Here is a 20963-nt window from a genome sequence, read left to right on the forward strand (position 1 = left end):
CTTGATTTTACGGCCTTTGCCGCTGCCAAAAAGCCCAAGCCACCACCACACAGCACAGCGCCCACAGGGGGGCCAAACCCCAGCCACTGGCCCAGCGGGCAAAGGGCGTGAGGCCATGACGCCCGTCAAAAGTGCCCGTCAGGCTGCCCCGGGTGAAACGGGGCAACTGGTCGGTCACGCGGCCCGTGTGGTCGATGATGGCGGTGGCCCCGGTGTTGGTGGCGCGCAGCATGGGGCGGCCCAGCTCCATGGCCCGCAGCCGCGAGATGTTCAGGTGCTGGTCCACCGCAAGGGTGTCGCCAAACCAGGCGATGTTGCTCACATTCACCAAGGCCGTGGGCGCGGTGGCCGGGTCTTTGAAACGCAGGGCCAGTTCCTCGCCAAACAGGTCTTCGTAACACACGTTGGGGGCCAGACGCTGGCCTTGCCAGACCAGAGAAGCCTGGTCCCAGCCGCCCGGTTTGAAATCGCCCAAAGGGATGTTCATCATGCGGATGAACCACGCAAAACCCGGCGGCATGAACTCGCCAAAGGGCACCAGGTGCGACTTGTCATAGCGGTAGGGCGCAGCGCCCTGCGGCCCCAGCGCCACCACCGAGTTGCTATAGCCCTGCTCCAGGCTGCCCAAAGGCAGGCCCACCAAGGCCACAGGGCGGCCCGGTTGCGCAAAATGGGCCTGCAAGCCAGACCAGTACCCCTCTGGCAAATGGCGCGGCAGCAGGGGAATGGCGGTCTCGGGGGCCACCACCAGGGGCTGCTGGCTGGCGCGCAACTGCGCGTCGTACCACTGCAGGGCATCGCGCACGCCGCTGGCTGCCTGGAACTTGTCGGTCTGCGAAATATTGGCTTGCAGCAACTGCACCTGGCCCTGACCGGCAGACGTGGTGAACACCGGCCCAAAGGCCTGCAAAGCCCAAGCGGCAAGGCCCACGCCGATCAGTGGCTTGAGCGCCCGCAAGCGCCAGCCCGCCAGCGCGAGGCGCATGGCCAGCCAGGCGGCCACAGCCCCCATGCCGTACACCCCCACCCAAGGCGCGAAGGCGACCAAAGTGCCATCCACATGCGCATAGCCCCCGGCCCCCCACGGAAAACCCGTGAGCCAGCGCCCGCGCATGAGTTCGGCCAAGGTCCACACCGCCGCAAACAAAGCGCTGGCCCAACCCGGCCGCTCGGCCACCAGGCCCCGCGCCAGGCCCACCCAGACCGCCGAAGCAGCGGCGTAATACAGCGCCAGCGCCGTCGCCAGCGCCAGCACGGCCAGCACGGCCAAGGGCGCGGGCAAGCCCCCCACCTGGTGCATGGACACATACAGCCACCAAAAACTCCCCGCCAACCAGGCAGTGGCAAACACGCCACCAAACCAGGCCGCCCGTTTGAGGGGATGGGCCTCGCGGCCCCGAGAGAAAGACGCCTGCGTGAGACGCGCCAGGCCCGCCGCCAACAGCATCAAACTCAAAACCTGCAACCAACCCAGGGCCTGGCCACTGCCCGGCCAGGCGATGGACGCGGCCTGCGCGGCACCGGCCATCGCGGGCCAGACGGTCTGCCAAGCCAGCGCGCGTGGCCGCAAGCCGCTCATGCAGCGGGCCCGGGTGCAGGCGTGCGGCCCGGGCTGCCGGGTTCTTCAGCGCCTGCTGCGGGCATGGGCGACACCTTGAACCAGCGCACCGCTCCGGCGCGCGTGTGCAAGACCACAAAGCGCAGGCCTGCCAGCTCGAAGCTTTCGCCCCGGTGCGGCACATGGCCCATCTCATGGGCAATCAAGCCGCCCAAGGTGTCGAAATCGTGGTCGTCATCGGCCTGCCGCGCCTGCCGCAAATCCACGCCAAAAGCTTCGTCCACGCGCTCGATGGCGGTGTCGCCACTGACCCTGAAGCTGCGATCGGGCAAGCCAAAAATATCACCCGCGTCGTCGGCGATGTCGAACTCGTCCTCGATCTCGCCCACGATTTGTTCGAGCACATCCTCGATGGTGATCAGCCCGGCCGTGCGGCCGAACTCGTCAATCACGATGGCCAGGTGGTTGCGGTTGTCGCGGAACTGCCGCAGCAGATCGTTCAGGCCCTTGCTCTCGGGCACAAACACCGCCGGGCGGAGCAATGCGCGGATGTTCAACTCAGGCGCACGCTGCAGTTTGAGCAGGTCTTTGGCCAGCAAGATGCCGATGATGTTGTCGCGTTCGCCCTCATAAACAGGAAAGCGCGAATGCCCGGTGTCGATCACCAGGTGCAGCAACTCGTCCACGGGGTCTTCGATGTTCAGCAAGTCCATGCGCGGGGCAGCCAGCATCACATCGCTGGCGGTCATGTCGGCCATGCGGATCACGCCCTCGATCATCAAACGGCTCTCGGTGTTGATGATCTGGTTGTCCTCGGCCTCGGCCAGGGTCTCGATCAGCTCATCGGCCGAATCGGGTCCGGGGTGGATGAACTCCGCCAGTTTTTGCAGAAAACTTCGCTTGTCTTCGCGCTCGGCGTGGCGCGCAGGATAGGGGTCAGACACGGTCAAAGCTGGCAGGACATGCTGTAGTGAACAAACTACAAGGATAGCGGATTTGGATGAACGGCCACCGACACCTGAACTGCGAACGGCCTGTGAACGGCCGACTCAGGCACCCCTCAAGGCCCGCGCGAGCTGTCGCGGGCATCGCGCACGCCCTGGCGGATTTCTTGCACCGTGGCCAACCACTGGCGAAACTGGTGGGCCTGCATTTTGAGCTGGTAGTCCAGCTCGGCCATTTGCTCTTGCATCAGGCCGCTGAGCTGGCTGTCCAAGGTGGCTTGCGGCAAGGAAAGGTAGGCCTCGCTCTCGCTGCCATCGCGCTGCACCGCGGCACCGGCGTGGCGCGCAATCTTGAGCATGGCCACGTTTTCGCTCAGCGCGTGGATGAACAACAGGCTCACGCCCTGGTTGCGGGCGTGCATCACCGCATGGCCAAACAATTTGGCCCCCAGGCCTTTGCCGCGTTGGTGCGGCGACACCGACACACCAAACTCGGCGCAAGTGGCCCATTGCGGGTCGACCGAATAGGCCAGGTGCGCCATAGCCACCAGCTCCAGGCGGCGGTTGAAGACCCCGAAAATCTCGTCCCGCACAAAGTTCAGACCCTGCACGTAGCGGTCAATTTGCTCGTCGGTGGCGGCGTAGCCAAAGCGCAGGTAACGGTCTTGGGCGGGCAGGGCCTGCAAATGCCGCACGATGCGCGGCTTGTGGCGCGGCGAGAGTGAGCGGATGGGCACCCAGCTGGGGCTCTTGCGGGCCACCCCGGCCGGGGCCGATGGCCCCACATCGGCTGCACCAAACGCGCTTCGCCACCACTGGCGAAGCAGCGAAGTGAATCGGTTGGTACGCGTTTCAGAGGGGGTGTTCATGTCGACGCCTAGGGTTAACCCCATTTTGCACCCATTTGCCTGGCCCTGAACCCCTCGGGTTTTGTCGCCTGTGAGACCGCCGAGCCCACCTCTCAGGACTTGCCCTGTGTCGGCCCCGCCCGGAGCTGGTGACAATGCAGCTCTACAGGAGACAAGCGCATGGAACGTATCTGGCTCAAGAATTACCCGCCCGGTGTGCCCCACGACATCGACACCACTCAGTACAAAAGCCTGACCGACTTGCTGGAGCGGGCATTCCACGAACACGGCAACAACCCGTTTTCGGTCTGCATGAACCGCTGGATGAGCTACAAGCAGCTCGACGAATTGTCCACCGCGCTGGGGGCCTGGCTGCAAAGCAAAGGCCTGGAGCCCGGCAGCCGGGTGGCCATCATGCTGCCCAACCTGCCCCAGTTTGCGGTGACCATGGCGGCCATTTTGCGGGCCGGCTACACCTGCGTGAACGTCAACCCCCTCTACACCGCCCGTGAGCTGGAGCACCAACTCAAGGACTCCGGGGCCACGGCCATCGTGATTCTGGAAAACTTCGCGGCCACCTTGCAGGACGTGATCGAACGCACCGCAGTGCAGCATGTGGTGCTGGCTTCGATTGGCGATTTGCTGGGCCCCATCAACGGCCGCTGGTTGAGTTTTGCCGTGCGTCACTTGGCCAAAATGGTGCCCCCGTTTGAGCTGCCCCTGAGCGGCGGGCGCACCGTCACCCCGTTCAACAAAGCCCTTGCCCAAGGTCGCGGCATGAACCTGCGCCCGACGGCGCAAAGCATGGACGACATCGCTTTCTTGCAATACACGGGCGGCACCACCGGCCTGTCCAAAGGCGCGGTGCTGACCCACCGCAACGTGGTGGCGGCCATCTTGCAGGCCGAAGGCTGGTTTTCGCCGGCTCTGGCCGATGTGCCCGACCTGCGCAAGGTGAACAACATCGCAGCTTTGCCGCTCTACCACATCTTCGCGCTCACGCTGTGTTTGCTGGCCATCCGCCAAGGCTCATACATCACGCTGGTGCCCAACCCGCGTGACTTCGCCAAGTTCATCGAAGTGCTCAAGCAGCGCCCCTTTCATGTGCTGCCCGGGGTGAACACGCTGTTCAACGCGCTGATGCAGCACCCGATGTTCAAGACGATCGATTTTTCCTCGCTCAAGCTCACCCAGGCGGGCGGCATGGCCGCCTCCGAAGGCACGGCCCATCACTGGCAAAAAGCCACTGGCAGCGCCATGATCGAAGGCTGGGGCATGAGCGAGACCTGCGCGATTGGCACCAACAACCCGGTCACACAAAAGACCTTCAGCGGCAACATCGGCCTGCCCCTGCCGGGCATCGACATCGCCATCAAGGACGACGAGGGCCAAAGCCTGCCCGTAGGCAGCTCGGGCGAAATCTGCATTCGTGGCCCCAACGTCATGACCGGTTACTTCAACCAGCCCGCCGAAAACGCCAAGACCTTCACCGCCGACGGCTTCATGCGCACGGGCGACATCGGCATCATGGACGAGCAAGGCTTCACCCGCATCGTGGACCGCAAAAAGGACATGATCATCGTCAGTGGCTTCAACGTCTTCCCCAGCGAGCTGGAAAACCTGATCTCGACCTGCCCCGGCGTGGTCGAGTGCGCAGCCGTGGGCATCCCCGACGCCATGCAAGGCGAAACCATCAAGGTGTTTGTGGTGCGCAACGACCCGATGCTGACCGAAGAGGCCGTGTCGCGTTTTTGCCAGGACAAACTCACCGGCTACAAGCGCCCCAAATACATCGAGTTCCGCGACGAGCTGCCCAAATCCAACGTGGGCAAGATCCTTCGCCGCGATCTGCGCAGCGCCAAATGAGTTCGCCCAGCACATTGCCGCCAGGCGTGCGCGTGTTCGAGCGCGGCTGGCTGTCGGCCAACAACGTGCTGCTGCAGGACGCGCACAGCGCCACCTTGGTCGACAGCGGCTACGTTACCCACCAGGCCCAAACCCTGGCCCTGGTGCAGCACGCCCTGCAAGGCCGCACACTGGACCAACTGGCCAACACCCACCTGCACAGCGACCACTGCGGCGGCAACCAAGCCCTGCAAGCGCATTACCCGGCCCTGAAAACCTGGATCCCGCCGGGCCTGTCGCAAGCGGTGCAGCATTGGCGCGAGGACGAGCTGAGCTACCAACCCACAGGCCAGAACTGCCCCGCCTTTGCCTTCACCGGTTTGCTGCAACCGGGCAGCACCCACCGCTGGGCCGACATGGACTGGCAAGTGCACGCCGCCCCCGGGCACGACCCCCACTCGGTCATCTTGTTTGCGCCCGAACACCGCCTGTTGATGTCGGCCGATGCGCTCTGGCAAAACGGCTTTGGTGTGGTGTTTCCCGAATTGGCGGGCGTGGCCGCCTTTGACGAAGTGGCGCAAACCCTGGACCTGATCGAGCGGCTCGACCCCGCCACCATCATCCCGGGGCACGGCGCGGTCTTCACCGAAGTGGCCCCTGCACTGGCCCTGGCCCGCAGCAAACTTGAAGGCTTTGCGCAAAACCCCGAGCGGCATGCGCGCTACGGCACCAAGGTGCTGCTCAAATTCAAATTGCTCGAATGGGGCCAAATCTCGCGTGCCGAATTCAGCGACTGGGCCATGAAAGTGCCCTACATGCTTGAGCTGCACCAGCGCTTTGGCCAAGGCCACAGCCAGCGCGTCTGGCTCGACATGATGCTGGCCGAGCTGGCGCGCAGCGGGGCCATGCAAGAGGTGGATGGCGTGCTGCACGACGCGTGAAGCCCCAAGACACAGCCCTTATACAAAGCCCAAAAACAAAACCCCTCAGGCCGAAACCTGAGGGGCTTGAATCTGGAGCGGGAAACGAGGCTCGAACTCGCGACCTCAACCTTGGCAAGGTTGCGCTCTACCAACTGAGCTATTCCCGCAAACATCACTTTGGCGGAGTGGACGGGACTCGAACCCGCGACCCCCGGCGTGACAGGCCGGTATTCTAACCAACTGAACTACCACTCCTGGCAGTCTTCTCGTCATGAACCGAGTGGCTCCTCAACCTGGGCTCGAACCAGGGACCTACGGATTAACAGTCCGGCGCTCTACCGACTGAGCTATTGAGGAACAAGGATGACTTGAAAAGAAAACGTCGTAGAAATCTGCATTTCTACGACGTTTGATCTTGGTGGCCTGGGGCAGAATCGAACTGCCGACACGCGGATTTTCAATCCGCTGCTCTACCAACTGAGCTACCGGGCCTGAGCCTTGAATTCTAGCAGGTCTTTTGCGTGCGCCAGAGCACGGGCTTCAAAAATTAATGCGTTTCAGTGTCTCGCCAATGCCCGGCATGGTGAGGTCGCGACGGCAGCGGCCCATCAATGGCTGCGTTTGCTGCGTGTGAGGTCCACGCCGAGTTGCTTGAGCTTGCGGTACAGGTGGGTGCGTTCGAGCCCGGTTTTTTCGGCCACACGGGTCATGGAGCCGCCTTCGTGGGCCAGGTGGAATTCAAAGTAGGCTTTTTCGAAAGCGTCACGCGCTTCGCGCAACGGACGGTCGAGTTCAAAGCTTTGTTGCACGTCAGGTGCCGAAACGTTTTCGGTGGCGACCACCGTGGACATGGACAACACGCTGGGCGGCGGGGGAGGGCTGGCGGCCAACATGGCTTGCTGCACTTGGTCGCGGGCCAGGCCTTGCTCAACCGCCTTGAGCAGTTTTTGCAAGGTGATGGGCTTTTCCAGAAAGGCGTGTGCGCCAATCTTGACGGCGTCTACGGCGGTGTCGATGGTTGCGTGGCCGCTCATCATGATCACGGGCATGTTCAGCAAGCCATTGGCAGCCCACTCCTTGAGCAGGCTCACCCCGTCGGTGTCGGGCATCCAGATGTCGAGCAACACGAGGTCGGGGCGCATGTTCTGGCGGGCCTCGCGCGCTTGCGCAGCGTTTTCGGCAAGCTCGACCTGGTGACCCTCGTCGAAGAGGATTTCTGAGAGCAGGTCGCGAATGCCCAGCTCGTCGTCCACCACCAATATATTTGCCATATGCCTGTTTTGTCTCTGTTCATGAAGGGGGCTGTTCCAGCCCCTGTGCGGTTTGCGCCACTGCGAATGATAACGAGACTTGAGCGCCTTGAATGTCACCGCCCTCTTGCACGTTGGCCATGTCGATGCGGGCACCGTGTTCGTCGGCGATTTTTTTGACCACCGCCAGGCCCAGGCCCGTGCCTTTAGCCTTGGTGGTGACATAGGGCTCGAAGGCCCGCTGCAAGATGTTGGGGGCAAAGCCGGGGCCGGTGTCGGTCACCGTCAAGCGCACCCGCTGTCGCTGCGCACGCCACTCGGTGCGCACGCGCACGCGGGCTGTGGCCAGGCCTTGGCCTCGGGCCTCGCAAGCGTCTTGCGCGTTTTGCAACAGGTTGTGGATGACCTGGCGCAACTGTTGTTCGTCACCCAGGATGGCGGGGCATGCGGCATCGAGCTCGGTGATCACTTGGGCCCGGGCCACGCTGTCGTGCGGCTCGCTGGCATAGAGGGCCAGCACATCGTTGACCAGCGCATTGAGTTGCAGCGGCTTGAGCTCTGCCGTTGGCAAACGCGCGTAGTCGCGGAATTCGTTGACCAGGCGCTTCATGGCTTCCACCTGGTCGACGATGGTTTTGACCGATTTGGCCAGCACCGCGTCGTCTTGGGCTTCCAGTTTGCCGATCAGGCGTCTTTGCAGGCGCTCGGCCGACAGCTGAATGGGTGTCAAGGGGTTCTTGATTTCGTGCGCCAAGCGGCGGGCCACTTCGCCCCAGGCCTGGGCGCGTTCGGCCGAAACGATTTCCGAGATGTCGTCGAACACCAGCAAGCGCATGCCGTCGGGCAAGACGGCCCCGCGTGCCAGCAGTGTCACGCCGGTCTGGCTCAGCCCTTGGCCTGCGGCGTGGATGTCAAAAGATTTTTGCCAATGATCCAACTCGTGCGCGTCGGTGCCGGCGTGCAAGGCCTTGAATTGCGCATCCACCTCTTGCGCGAAAGCCATCAGACCAGGCAGGCCTTGCAGGCCCTGGCCTTCGTGGGCGCAGACCGGCACGCGCAAGATGCGTGTGGCCCCAGGGTTGGCCGACACGATGGTGCCCTGTGCGTCCAGCACCATGACCCCGGCCGTGAGGTTGTCCAGGATGGTTTGCAGTTTGCTTCTGGCCTGGTCAAGCTGGCTCAGGCTGCGCTCTCCGCTGGCGCGGGCGTCGGCCAGCTGTTGGGTCATGTCGGCAAACGAGCGGGTCAGGCCACCCAGCTCGTCTTTGCCTTGCAGCGCCAGTTTGGGCCGCAAGTCTCCGGCCGCCACCTGGCGCATGCCGTGGGCCAGCAGCAGCAAGGGCCGCGCCAGTTGGTTGCCCAGCAAGACAGCCAACAAGATGGCCCCCAGCACGGCCAGGAACAAGCTCAGCGTGAGTGTGCCGATGTACATGCGCCGCAGACCGTCACGGGCCAGGGCCCGCTCCTGGTATTCGCGGTAGGCCGCTTGCACTTCCAATGCGTTGTTGACCAGTGTGGGGGGCAGCTCTTGGGTCACCATCAGCAAACGCCGGTCTTCGCTCAAGGCCAGGCTCCACTGCGGAAACAGCACCAAGACCTTGATGCGGCCCTTGTCCCCCCCGGGAATGGCTTCGTCAAGCCCCTCCACCCAGGCCAGGCTCCCGTTTTGACGCGCTTCGCGCAGTTGCTGGGGTGTGGGACGGTCGGTCCTCAGTTGAAAGCGCGAAGGCCCCGCACTGGCCACCATTTGCCCGCCCAAGCTCCAGATGGCCACATCGCTGGCACCCAGTTGTGTGCGGATTTTTTCGGCCGCCAGGGCCGGGTTGAGTTCGCTCGCTTCTGCCCAGTTGGCGGCAGCGGCACGGCCTTGTTTGCTCAGGTCCTCACTCAAGGTGTCCAGGGTGGCACGCCCCAGGTTCAGGCCAGCCACCAAAGCCGCTTCCACCTTCACATCGAACCAGCTTTCAATCGAGCGCGAGACGAACTGGTAAGACACCACATAGATGAGCAAACCGGGGATGACACCCACCAGCGCAAAGATGCCTGCCAGCTTGACCAACAAGCGTGAGCCGAACTGGCCTTTGTACAAGCTGCGCAACAAGCGCACCATGCCCCACAAGATGGTGATCAACAAACCACTGGCCACCACCGCGTTGATGATCACCAGCCATTCGTAGTTCTGGTTGTATCGCTCGCGGTTACCCGTGGCCTGCGTCATGAGCACCAGCAAGCCAATGCCGATGACGGCCACACTCAGGGCACCCACCACCATCAGCCAGCGGCTGGTTCGCGAGGGCCGCTCGGTCAATGGCTCGCGGGAGGCTTTGAGCCAGGCCATGTCAGCGCACCAGCTCTTCGCTCAGGCGCAAGGTCTTGATGACCTGCAGGTTCCAGTCGGCCTGGTTGCCGGCTGCAATCTGGAAAGGACGGGGCAGCTGCGAGACATCGAGTCTGAAGTCATAGCGCAGGCGTTGGCGGGCATCGGGGTCCAGGCTCTGGGCATCGGCGATTTTCCAGGCCGATTGACGCCGGATCACGCTCAAGGCCTCGGCCAGGGTTTCGAAGTTCTGTGAAATGCTGCCCGCCAAGCCTGTGCCTGAAATCGGCTCGCTGGAGACATTCAGGCGCCAGCGGCGGGTCAAGGGTTGAAAGGCCAGCCGGTAATAACGGCTGGCCGCGCCGATTTTTTTGTCGGTCCAGTACCAGCGGTCTCGCAACACCTCGGCTTCGACCACGAAATGCACCGCCAGGCCTTTAATGAGGGCGTCTTCCACGGCCGGGCCGAGTTCCAGCTTCAGCTGGGCATTGAGCAGCAAGGCATTGTCTTTGCGCACCGGCATGAGCTCGGTCAGCTCCACGCTGGAGGTTTGCGACCATGCATTGCTCAGGCCCAGCAATGCCACGAGCAAAGCCCGGGCCAACCAAGCACCCAGCTCAATCCCGATCCTTCTCCAGCAGTGCGTAATAGAAACCGTCATGTTCACCCAATGCATTGTGCTCGACAGGAAGGCCTGTGGGTATTTTGCCGGGTATCAAATGTCCTGGTGAGGGCAGCATTCTTGCATCTGTGTTGCGCTGAAGAAACGCTTGCACGGTGTCTTCTCCCTCTGAGCGGAAAACCGAGCAGGTGCAGTACAGCAAACGTCCACCCGGAGCGAGCAAGGGCCACAGGGCCTTGAGCAGTTGGGCCTGCGTTTGGGCCAGTTGCGCGCTGTCGCCTGGGCGTCGCAGCCAGCGCACATCGGGGTGTCGGCGCACGATGCCAGAAGCAGTGCAGGGCGCATCGAGCAAGATCGCGTCAAAGGCCACACCGTCCCACCACTGCGCAGGCTGGGCGGCATCGGCAGCACGCACCAGGGCACGCGCCTGGGCCTGTGTGCCCAGGCGTTGCAGGTTGTCCTCGATGCGCTGGCACCGCGCGGCGTCCACATCCAGCGCCATGACCTGGGCGTTGGGGTAGCAAGCCAGCAGGTGGCCTGTTTTGCCCCCTGGTGCGGCGCAGGCATCCAGAATGCGCCAGGCCTTCTCCGCCTCGCGGCCTTGCAGCAGCAAGGGGGCGGCCACTTGCGCGGCGGCGTCTTGCACCGACACATGGCCCAGCCCAAAACCAGGCAGCTGGTGCACGGGCACCGCACGCTCGAGTTGCAAACCCGTTGCACCGACCGGCTTGGCTGCCAAACCCATGGCCAGCAACTGCGCCTGGTAATCGACCACGCTGTGGTGACGGGTGTCCACGCGCAAGCTCATGGGGGCCGGCTCTTGCGCCATGTCCAGCAATTTTTCCCAGTCTTCGGGGTATTCGTCCTGCACACGGGCCACCCACCAGCGCGGATGATTCCAGCGTGCCTGGGGGTCGCTGTCGGTGTCTGCCACCAAGGCCTCACGCTCGCGCAGAAAACGGCGCAAACAGGCGTTGATGAAACCGCTTTGGGCCTGGGTCTGTCTTTGTTGCCGTGCGGCATCGACCGCTTGGTTGACCAAGGTGTGCACAGGGTATGGTGCATCTTCGCCCTGCCAGCCCAAGGCCAGCGCCGTGCACAACAAGGCGTCGGCCGCTGGGGGCGGTGCCTTGCTGGCCAAACGCTCGCGCAGCGCCATGGCCCGCCCCAGTTGACGCATCACCTGAAAGGTGAGGGCCTGGACACCCGGGCGCAGATCGGGCGACACCTTGGCCAATTCGGTGGTCAGGGAACGCCCAGCCCGCACCGCTTGGACCACCGCTGCCGTGGCTTGCAGCTGCCGCGACAAAGGCACGGACGCGGCGGTGCCTTGATGGGCAGCTGGAGGGCTGTTGGGGTTTTTCTTCTGGCTTGGAGGCTTGTGGTTCATGGCAGCGTATCTCAGGTAGAGGCCATGGTCAGGTCCAAGCGAACAGCGGGTTTGAAGTTCAAACGCCGCGCCAGCCACGAAGCCGGGCGCATGTCCAAAGCGTCGTTGTAGGCCCCGACTGCCACATGGTAAGGAATCATGGCTGCGGGCAAGGTTTGGCGCATGCGGTTCAGGGCAATGTCCAGATCGGGGCGGATGGCCTCTGGGGCTTGCTGCTGCAGCAAGCGGATTTCACTGACCAGCTGCAGGTGCTGACTGATCACCTGCTTGAGCACCGCTTCGTCCAGGGGCTGCATGCGGGCTTGCGTGAGGGCTTCGAGCATCTGGTCACTGGCAGCCTGCACCGCCAGCAACTCTTGCGCTTCGGCCTCGCCCACCAGGCTTTGCCGCGCCGCCAACCCCCCTTGCAAACGCACCAACAGGCGCAGCCAAACAGCGTCCACACTGCTCCATTGGCGCACCACTTCGGCGCGCAAACGCACCAAACGGTTATGCGCACCCACCGACCAAAACAGGCACAAAGCCAGCACTACGCCCACCACCAGAGCACCCATGTTGCATTCCTCGCAGGGTCATTGTCCAAAAAGAACAGCCCCTGTCCACATGGCGGTACAGGGGCTGAATGGGCTCACCGCTCAAGCGGTGAACGCGTCGCTCAGGCGGCTTCGCCAGCGTCGGTGACGGTGTCCTCAGCCGTGTCACCGGCCAAGTCCGCAGCTTCGGCTTCGGCAATGGCACGGCGCTCGGCGTCGTCCATGGCGTCCTTGACTTTGCGTGCCTGGTGGTAAGCCAAGCCGGTACCGGCAGGTATCAAGCGACCCACGATCACGTTTTCCTTCAGGCCACGCAGCTCGTCGCGCTTGCCCATGATGGCCGCTTCGGTCAACACGCGGGTCGTTTCCTGGAAGGAAGCGGCCGAGATGAACGAGTCGGTCGACAAGGAGGCCTTCGTGATACCCAGCAACAAGTTGCTGAAGGTCGCGGGGATCTTGCCGTCGCGCTGCAAGGCGTCGTTGGTGTTGAGCATTTCGGAGCGCTCCACCTGCTCACCGGAAATGTAGTTGGAGTCGCCGATGTTCTCGACCACCACGCGGCGCAGCATCTGACGAACAATCACTTCGATGTGCTTGTCGTTGATCTTCACGCCTTGCAAGCGGTAAACGTCCTGCACTTCGTCCACGATGTAGCGGGCCAGCTCTTCGATGCCCAGCAGGCGCAAGATGTCTTGTGGATCGGCCGGGCCGTCCACAATGCTCTCGCCCTTGTTGACCACTTGGCCTTCGTGCACCAGGATGTTCTTTTCCTTGGGGATCAGTTCATCCCAGACCTTGCCTTCTGGGTCGGTGATCTGCAAGCGGACCTTGCCTTTGGTTTCCTTGCCGAACGACACGGTGCCAGTGATCTCGGCCAGCATGCCCTTGTCTTTGGGTGTGCGGGCTTCAAACAGTTCGGCCACACGGGGCAGACCGCCGGTGATGTCTCGGGTCTTTTGACCTTCGACCGGGATACGGGCCAGCACTTCGCCAGGGCCCACGTCCATGCCGTCGCGCACCTGGATCAGCGAGCCGATCTGGAAGCCGATGGTCACCGAGTGGTCGGTGCCAGGGATCTTGACTTCTTTACCAGCCGCATCGATCAGCTTGACCTGTGGGCGAATGACCTTGGCTGCGCCACGGCGCTTGGGGTCAATGACCACCAGGGTCGACAAGCCGGTCACTTCGTCGAGCTGCTTGGCCACAGTCAGGCCTTCTTCGACGTTTTCGAACTTCACGGTACCAGCGTACTCGGTGATGATCGGACGTGTCAGCGGGTCCCAGTTGGCCAAAATGGCACCAGCCTTGATGGTCTGGTCGGCCTTGACCGACAAGATGGCACCGTAGGGCACTTTGTGGCGCTCGCGCTCACGGCCGTGCTCGGTGATGACGATCTCGCCGGAGCGGGAAATCACCACCAACTCACCTTTGCTGTTGGTCACATAACGCATGGTGGCGTTGAAACCAATGGTGCCGTTGGACTTGGCTTCCACGCTGGAGGCCACAGCGGCACGCGAAGCCGCACCACCGATGTGGAACGTCCGCATGGTCAGCTGGGTGCCGGGTTCGCCAATCGACTGGGCAGCAATCACACCGACCGCTTCGCCGTTGTTGACCAAGCCGCCACGGCCCAGATCGCGGCCATAGCACTTGGCGCACAAGCCGAAACGTGTGGCGCAAGTCAGCGCTGTGCGCACTTTGACTTCGTCCACGCCAGCGGCTTCGAGTTCGTCGAGCATGTCTTCATCAAGCAAGACGCCCGCTTCGGCCAGCACCGCACGGTTTTCTGGGTGCAGGACGTCTTCGACGACGGTACGGCCCAGGATACGGTCACGCAGCGATTCGATCACTTCACCGCCTTCGACGATGGCGCGCATCAGCGAGCCGTCGGTGGTGCCGCAATCGAGCTCGGTCACGACCAAGTCTTGGGTCACGTCCACCAAACGACGGGTCAGGTAACCTGAGTTGGCCGTCTTCAAAGCCGTGTCGGCCAGACCTTTACGTGCACCGTGTGTCGAGATGAAGTACTGCAACACGTTCAGACCCTCACGGAAGTTCGCCGTGATGGGGGTCTCGATGATGGAGCCGTCTGGCTTGGCCATCAGACCGCGCATACCGGCCAACTGGCGAATCTGCGCTGCAGAGCCGCGCGCACCGGAGTCGGCCATCATGTAAATCGAGTTGAACGATTCCTGGTCGACTTCGTTGCCGTGGCGGTCAATGGTGCGCTCTTTGCGCAGCTGGTCCATCATCACCTTGGAGACGACGTCACCGGCTTTGCCCCAGATGTCAACGACCTTGTTGTAGCGCTCGCCAGCGGTCACCAGACCGGAGACGTATTGCTGCTCGATGTCTTTGACTTCTTTTTCGGCCGCTTCGATGATGGCGGGCTTCTCAGGCGGCACCAACATGTCGTCGATGCCGATCGAGATACCGGCGCGAGTGGCCAAACGGAAACCGTTTTGCAGCAACTTGTCGGCAAACACCACGGTCTCTTTCAAGCCGCACTTGCGGAAAGACGTGTTGATCAGCTTGGAGATTTCCTTCTTCTTCAGCGCCTTGTTCAGGTTGCTGAAAGGCAGGCCCTTGGGCAGGATCTCGGACAACAAGGCACGGCCCACGGTGGTTTCCACCATCGACACCGACGAGCTGAATTCGCCCGTGGCCTTGTCTTTCGTCCACTCCGTCATGCGCACGTTGATCTTGGCGGTCAACTCCACAGCATTGGCGTCCAGGGCGCGCTGCACTTCACCGATGTCGGAGAAGATCAGGCCTTCGCCTTTGGCGTTGATGCGGTCACGTGTGGCGTAGTACAAGCCCAGCACCACGTCTTGCGATGGAACGATGGACGGCTCGCCCGATGCAGGGAACAAGATGTTGTTCGAAGCCAGCATCAGGGTGCGGGCTTCCATTTGCGCTTCGACCGACAAAGGCACGTGAACGGCCATCTGGTCACCGTCGAAGTCGGCGTTGAAGGCCGCGCAAACGAGGGGGTGCAACTGGATGGCTTTGCCTTCGATCAGCAAGGGCTCAAAAGCCTGAATACCCAAACGGTGCAGCGTCGGCGCACGGTTGAGCATGACGGGGTGCTCTTTGATGACCTCTTCCAGGATGTCCCACACCACGGGGGTGCCGGCTTCGACTTCCTTCTTGGCGGCCTTGATGGTGGTCGCGATGCCCATGGCTTCGAGACGCGCAAAGATGAAGGGCTTGAACAGCTCAATCGCCATCAGCTTGGGCAAACCGCACTGGTGCAGCTTAAGAGTTGGACCCACGGTGATCACGGAACGACCGGAGTAGTCCACCCGCTTGCCCAGCAAGTTCTGACGGAAACGACCGCTCTTGCCTTTGATCATGTCGGCCAAAGACTTCAGGGCCCGCTTGTTGGCGCCGGTCATGGCCTTGCCGCGGCGGCCGTTGTCCAGCAAGCTGTCCACGGCTTCTTGCAACATGCGCTTTTCGTTGCGCGCGATGATCTCGGGCGCTTTGAGTTCCAGCAAACGGCGCAGACGGCTGTTGCGGTTGATCACGCGGCGGTACAGGTCGTTCAGGTCGGAGGTCGCAAAGCGGCCGCCGTCCAGTGGCACCAAAGGACGCAGGTCCGGTGGCAACACGGGCAGCACTTCGAGCACCATCCACTCGGGCTTGATGCCCGACTTCTTGAACGCTTCCAGCACCTTGAGGCGCTTGGAATTTTTCTTGACCTTGAGTTCGGAGCCGGTCAGGTCACCGCGCAGGCGCTCGATTTCGCTTTCGATGTCGATGCCTTGCAGCAATTCCTTGATGCCCTCGGCGCCCATCTTGGCCACGAATTCGTCGCCGTACTCTTTGACTTTGGCGTCGTAATCGTCCTCGGACATGATGCCGAATTTCTTCAGCGGGGTCATGCCCGGGTCGGTCACCACATAGGCTTCAAAGTACAGCACGCGTTCGATGTCACGCAAAGTCATGTCGAGCACCAGGCCCAAACGAGACGGCAATGACTTCAGGAACCAGATGTGGGCGCAAGGTGCGGCCAGATCGATGTGACCCATGCGCTCGCGACGCACTTTGGTTTGTGTGACTTCAACGCCGCACTTCTCGCAGATCACGCCGCGGTGCTTGAGGCGCTTGTACTTGCCGCACAGGCATTCGTAGTCTTTGATAGGGCCAAAAATTTTGGCGCAAAACAGACCGTCGCGCTCGGGCTTGAAGGTTCGGTAGTTGATGGTTTCAGGCTTTTTCACTTCGCCAAAAGACCAGGAACGGATCTTCTCGGGCGATGCCAAGCCGATGCGGATGGCATCGAAATGGTCATCGGGCGTGAACTGCTTGAACAGGTCGAGTAGTGATTTCATGGTTTGAATCCTTTGCCTGTGAATTAAGAACGCTCGAGCTCGATGTCAAGGCCCAGCGAACGGATTTCCTTGACCAGCACGTTGAACGATTCGGGCATGCCCGCTTCGATAGAGTGTTCGCCTTTGACAATGCTCTCGTACACCTTGGTACGGCCTTGCACGTCGTCCGACTTGACGGTGAGCATTTCTTGCAAAACGTAAGAAGCGCCATACGCCTCCAGTGCCCACACTTCCATCTCACCGAAGCGCTGACCACCGAACTGCGCCTTACCACCCAGCGGCTGCTGCGTGACCAAGCTGTAAGGACCGGTCGAGCGGGCGTGCATCTTGTCGTCCACCAAGTGGTGCAGTTTCAAGAAGTGCATGTAGCCAATGGTGGTTGGACGGTCAAAGGCTTCGCCCGTGCGGCCGTCAAACAAATTGGCTTGGGTGCGGGTAGCCGTCAAACCTTTGGCTTTGGCCAGGTCTTCCGGATAAGCCAGGTGCAGCATGGCGCGGATTTCTTCTTCAGCCGCACCGTCGAACACGGGCGTGGCAAAGGGGAAGCCCTCTTTGAGGTTACCCGCCATGTCCAGCACTTCGTCATCGCTCAATTGCGACAAGTCTTCCTTGCGGCCCATGCTGTTGTAGAGCTGCTCGAACAGCTTGCGCAGCTCGGCAATCTTTTCCATGCGCTGGGTTTCGGCTTGCAGCATGTTGCCAATGCGTTGGCCAATGCCTTTGCCTGCCCAGCCCAGGTGGACTTCGAGCACCTGACCCACGTTCATGCGCGAAGGCACGCCCAAGGGGTTCAACACGATGTCGGCGGGTGTGCCGTCGGCCATGAAGGGCATGTCTTCGACGGGCACGATCTTGGAGACCACACCCTTGTTGCCGTGACGACCGGCCATCTTGTCACCGGGCTGCAAGCGGCGCTTGACGGCCAGGTAGACCTTGACCATTTTGAGCACACCAGCGGGCAACTCGTCGCCTTGGGTGAGCTTCTTGCGCTTTTCTTCAAACGACAAGTCGAAGCTGTGACGGGTCTGCTCCAGCGAGTTCTTGATGGACTCGAGTTGCATGGCCACATCGTCTTCGGCCGGGCGAATGTCGAACCAATGGAACTTGTCCACCGACTCCATGTAGGCCTTGTCGAGCTTGGTGCCTTTGGCCAGCTTTTGCGGGCCACCGTTGGCCACGCGGCCCACCAGCAGTTTCTCGATGCGGTCAAAGGCGTCGGCTTCCACGATGCGCAGCTGGTCGTTCAGGTCCAGGCGGAAACGCTTGAGTTCGTCGTCGATGATCTGCTGGGCACGCTTGTCGCGCACGATGCCTTCGCGGGTGAAGACCTGCACGTCGATCACAGTGCCTTGAGAGCCCTGGTCCACGCGCAGTGAGGTGTCTTTCACATCGCTGGCTTTTTCGCCGAAGATGGCGCGCAGCAGTTTTTCTTCGGGCGTGAGGGTGGTTTCACCTTTGGGTGTGACCTTGCCCACCAGCACATCGCCGGGTTGCACTTCGGCACCCACGTAGATGATGCCGGAGTCGTCCAGACGGCCCAGTTGCTGCTCGGACAGGTTGGGGATGTCGCGCGAAATTTCTTCGGCACCCAACTTGGTGTCACGGGCCATGACCACGAGTTCTTCGATGTGGATCGAGGTGTAGCGGTCTTCGGCCACCACGCGCTCGCTGATCAAAATCGAGTCTTCGAAGTTGTAGCCGTTCCAGGGCATGAAAGCGATCAACATGTTCTGACCGATGGCGATCTCGCCCAGGTCGGTCGATGCGCCGTCGGCGATCACGTCACCCTTGGCCAGCTTGTCGCCACGCTTGACGATGGGGCGCTGGTGGATGTTGGTGTTCTGGTTGGAACGCTGGTACTTGATCAGGTTGTAGATGTCCACACCCACTTCGCCAGCCAAAGCTTCAGCGTCGTTCACGCGGATCACGATGCGGGTCGCGTCCACATAGTCCACGATGCCGCCACGCGTGGCAGTGACCACGGTGCCGGAGTCGACCGCTGCAACGCGCTCGATGCCGGTGCCGACCATGGGCTTTTCAGGACGCAGCACAGGCACGGCCTGACGCGACATGTTGGCACCCATCAAAGCGCGGTTGGCGTCGTCGTGCTCCAAGAATGGCACCAGCGAGGCAGCAACAGACACGATCTGGGCAGGCGACACGTCCATATACTGGATGCGTTCGGCACCACACAGAATGGATTCACCTTTTTCGCGGGCAGACACGAGGTCACCGGTCAGCTTGCCGTCTTTGTCCAACGCGGCGTTGGCCTGGGCGATGACGTACTTGCCTTCTTCGATGGCCGACAGGTAGTCGATGTCCATTGTCACTTTGCCTTCGACCACACGGCGGTACGGGGTTTCAATGAAACCATACTCGTTCAGGCGGGCGTACAAGGCCAGTGAGTTGATCAGGCCGATGTTCGGACCTTCAGGCGTTTCAATCGGACACACACGACCGTAGTGGGTCACGTGCACGTCACGCACTTCGAAGCCTGCACGCTCGCGGGTCAAACCACCTGGGCCAAGTGCCGAAACACGGCGCTTGTGGGTGATCTCGGCCAGCGGGTTGGTCTGGTCCATGAACTGCGACAGCTGGGATGCACCGAAGAACTCTTTCAAGGCCGCAGAAATCGGCTTGGAATTGATCAGGTCATGCGGCATGAGCGGCTCTTGCTCGGCTTGACCCAAACGTTCTTTGACGGCTTTTTCGATACGCGCCAAACCGGTGCGGTATTGGTTCTCGGCCAATTCACCCACGCAACGCACGCGGCGGTTGCCCAAGTGGTCGATGTCATCGACTTCGCCGTTGCCGTTGCGCAGGTCCACAAGAATCTTGACCACAGCCAGGATGTCTTCGTTGGTCAGCACCATGGGGCCTGTGGACTCACCACGGCCCACACGCGCGTTGAACTTCATGCGGCCCACACGCGACAGATCGTAGGTGTCGGGGTTGTAGAACAAGCGCTGGAACAGGGCTTGTACCGCGTCTTCGGTTGGCGGCTCGCCAGGGCGCATCATGCGGTAGATGGCCACGCGTGCAGCGAATTCGTCCACGGTTTCGTCGATGCGCAGGGTTTGCGAGATGTACGCGCCCTGATCGAGTTCGTTCGTGTAGATGCAAGGCAGGTCCTGCACACCGGCGGTGCGCAATTTTTTCAGCAAGGCTTCGGTCAACTCTTCGTTGGCCTTGGCCAGGATCTCGCCTGTGTCGGCTTCGACGATGCTGCGAGCCACCACGCGTCCAATCAGGAAGTCTTCGGGCACGCTGACGTGCGTGGTGCCAGACTGCTCCAGCTCACGCGTGTGGCGCACCGTGATGCGCTTGTCTTTGGCGACCACCACTTTGCCGGACTTGTCGGTGATGTCAAAACGGGCCACTTCGCCGCGCAGACGCTCTGCCACAAATTCCATTTGCGCACCGCTGTCCATCAGTCGGAAGTTGTCGTTGACGAAGAAGTTCGCCAGGATCGACTCGGGGTTCAGGCCAATGGCCTTGAGCAGGATGGACACCGGCATCTTGCGGCGACGGTCGACGCGGAAGTACAGGATGTCTTTCGGGTCGAATTCGAAATCGAGCCAAGAGCCGCGGTAAGGGATGATGCGTGCCGAGAACAGCAGCTTGCCCGAGCTGTGGGTCTTGCCCTTGTCGTGCTCGAAAAACACACCCGGCGAGCGGTGCAACTGAGACACGATCACGCGCTCAGTGCCGTTGATGATGAAGGAGCCTTTGTCGGTCATCAAAGGCACTTCGCCCATGTAGACTTCTTGCTCTTTGACTTCCTTGACCACCTTGTTTTGAGAGGTGGAGGAGTCACGGTCATAAATGATGAGTTGCACGCGGGCACGCACGGCCGACGAGAAGGTCAAGCCACGGGTTTGGCACTCGCGCACATCAAACGCTGGCTTGGCCAGGTTGTACTCGACGAACTTCATCTCCACAAAACCGTTGTGGGACACGATGGGAAATGCCGACTCGAATGCGGCCTGTAGGCCTTCATGTGTGCGTTTGGATGAAACCACACCTGCCTGCAAGAAGGACGTGTACGCGTCTTTTTGCATTTGCAGCAGGTAAGGGACTTCGAGCACGCTTTCGCGGCTGCCGAAACTTTTGCGGATTCGCTTGCGTTCGGTGTATGAATAGGCCATGAGATCTCCGGGCTTGATCTTTCAGAACTGGGTGTTGAGCGAGCTGTTGCACTCTCTCAACGGTCTTGGCGGCTGGCCTCTACCAGCGTTGGCGGACGATTGCGCATTGCACGCAACCCGTACCAAGGGTTTTCTGCAGTCGGGTCAGAAAACACTGGAAAGTAGACTTGTTCAAATCCACTTTCCGGTGTTTCGCTAAAACACTGGAAAGCAGACTGGGTTCAATCCACTTTTCGGTGTGCTCTTCA

Annotated in this window: 12 protein-coding genes and 4 tRNA genes; 2 read left to right on the forward strand and 14 right to left on the reverse strand. The window is 61.5% G+C overall.

Annotated elements, in window-relative coordinates; genetic code table 11:
* Nucleotides 1-7: 7 nt before the first annotated feature.
* From lnt to QZ190_RS16440, 3 genes are all read right to left on the reverse strand, one after another.
* Entirely contained in the window at nucleotides 8-1579 is a 1572-nt protein-coding gene (gene lnt, locus QZ190_RS16430; RefSeq protein ID WP_291918536.1) for an apolipoprotein N-acyltransferase, read from the reverse strand.
* Nucleotides 1576-2502: a CBS domain-containing protein gene (locus QZ190_RS16435; protein WP_291918539.1), complete on the reverse strand. Its 927-nt coding sequence runs from the start codon at nucleotides 2500-2502 to the stop codon at nucleotides 1576-1578. The genes lnt and QZ190_RS16435 overlap by 4 nt, the downstream gene beginning before the upstream one ends.
* 116 nt (nucleotides 2503-2618) lie before the next feature.
* Nucleotides 2619-3371, reverse strand: coding sequence for a GNAT family N-acetyltransferase (locus tag QZ190_RS16440; RefSeq protein ID WP_291918542.1), 753 nt, complete (start codon nucleotides 3369-3371; stop codon nucleotides 2619-2621).
* 159 nt (nucleotides 3372-3530) lie between these two features.
* Here QZ190_RS16440 and QZ190_RS16445 point away from each other — a divergent pair, with 159 nt between their 5' ends.
* Both QZ190_RS16445 and QZ190_RS16450 read left to right on the forward strand, forming a co-directional pair.
* Complete coding sequence (locus QZ190_RS16445) at nucleotides 3531-5216, forward strand: AMP-binding protein (protein WP_291918544.1); 1686 nt, start codon at nucleotides 3531-3533, stop codon at nucleotides 5214-5216.
* Nucleotides 5213-6136 carry an MBL fold metallo-hydrolase gene (locus tag QZ190_RS16450; RefSeq protein ID WP_291918547.1) on the forward strand — a complete coding sequence of 308 codons (924 nt, stop codon included), beginning with the start codon at nucleotides 5213-5215 and terminating at the stop codon, nucleotides 6134-6136. Before QZ190_RS16445 ends, QZ190_RS16450 begins: the two co-directional genes overlap by 4 nt.
* A 73-nt stretch (nucleotides 6137-6209) precedes the next feature.
* Here QZ190_RS16450 and QZ190_RS16455 read toward each other — a convergent pair.
* The 11 genes from QZ190_RS16455 to rpoB all read right to left on the reverse strand — a co-directional run bounded on the left by QZ190_RS16455 (nucleotide 6210) and on the right by rpoB (nucleotide 20715).
* Nucleotides 6210-6285: transfer RNA gene (locus QZ190_RS16455), tRNA-Gly, on the reverse strand.
* Between the two features lie 11 nt (nucleotides 6286-6296).
* Nucleotides 6297-6373 (reverse strand) — tRNA-Asp (locus QZ190_RS16460).
* A gap of 26 nt (nucleotides 6374-6399) precedes the next feature.
* A tRNA-Asn gene (locus QZ190_RS16465) sits at nucleotides 6400-6475 on the reverse strand.
* Between the two features lie 59 nt (nucleotides 6476-6534).
* Nucleotides 6535-6610, reverse strand: a tRNA-Phe gene (locus QZ190_RS16470).
* Nucleotides 6611-6726: 116 nt separating this feature from the next.
* Nucleotides 6727-7389, reverse strand: a complete 663-nt coding sequence (locus QZ190_RS16475) for a response regulator (RefSeq protein WP_291918549.1) — start codon at nucleotides 7387-7389, stop codon at nucleotides 6727-6729.
* A gap of 19 nt (nucleotides 7390-7408) precedes the next feature.
* Nucleotides 7409-9706: an ATP-binding protein gene (locus tag QZ190_RS16480; protein WP_291918552.1), complete on the reverse strand. Its 2298-nt coding sequence runs from the start codon at nucleotides 9704-9706 to the stop codon at nucleotides 7409-7411.
* Nucleotide 9707: 1 nt separating this feature from the next.
* A complete protein-coding gene (locus QZ190_RS16485; protein ID WP_291918555.1) occupies nucleotides 9708-10346 on the reverse strand; it encodes a DUF4390 domain-containing protein in 639 nt (212 codons plus the stop codon).
* The gene (gene rsmB / locus QZ190_RS16490; RefSeq protein ID WP_291918557.1) at nucleotides 10303-11697 is read right to left on the reverse strand and encodes a 16S rRNA (cytosine(967)-C(5))-methyltransferase RsmB; all 1395 of its coding nucleotides are present in this window, start codon (nucleotides 11695-11697) and stop codon (nucleotides 10303-10305) included. Before rsmB ends, QZ190_RS16485 begins: the two co-directional genes overlap by 44 nt.
* 11 nt (nucleotides 11698-11708) lie before the next feature.
* Nucleotides 11709-12251 (reverse strand): hypothetical protein, encoded by a 543-nt coding sequence (locus tag QZ190_RS16495; protein WP_291918560.1) that lies wholly within the window; start codon nucleotides 12249-12251, stop codon nucleotides 11709-11711.
* A 101-nt stretch (nucleotides 12252-12352) separates the two neighbouring features.
* A complete protein-coding gene (rpoC, locus tag QZ190_RS16500; RefSeq protein WP_291918561.1) occupies nucleotides 12353-16567 on the reverse strand; it encodes a DNA-directed RNA polymerase subunit beta' in 4215 nt (1404 codons plus the stop codon).
* A gap of 23 nt (nucleotides 16568-16590) precedes the next feature.
* Nucleotides 16591-20715 carry a DNA-directed RNA polymerase subunit beta gene (gene rpoB, locus QZ190_RS16505; protein ID WP_291918564.1) on the reverse strand — a complete coding sequence of 1375 codons (4125 nt, stop codon included), beginning with the start codon at nucleotides 20713-20715 and terminating at the stop codon, nucleotides 16591-16593.
* Between the last annotated feature and the right edge of the window lie 248 nt (nucleotides 20716-20963).

The organism is Limnohabitans sp. (genome assembly GCF_017848645.1).
GTDB lineage: Bacteria > Pseudomonadota > Gammaproteobacteria > Burkholderiales > Burkholderiaceae_C > Limnohabitans_A.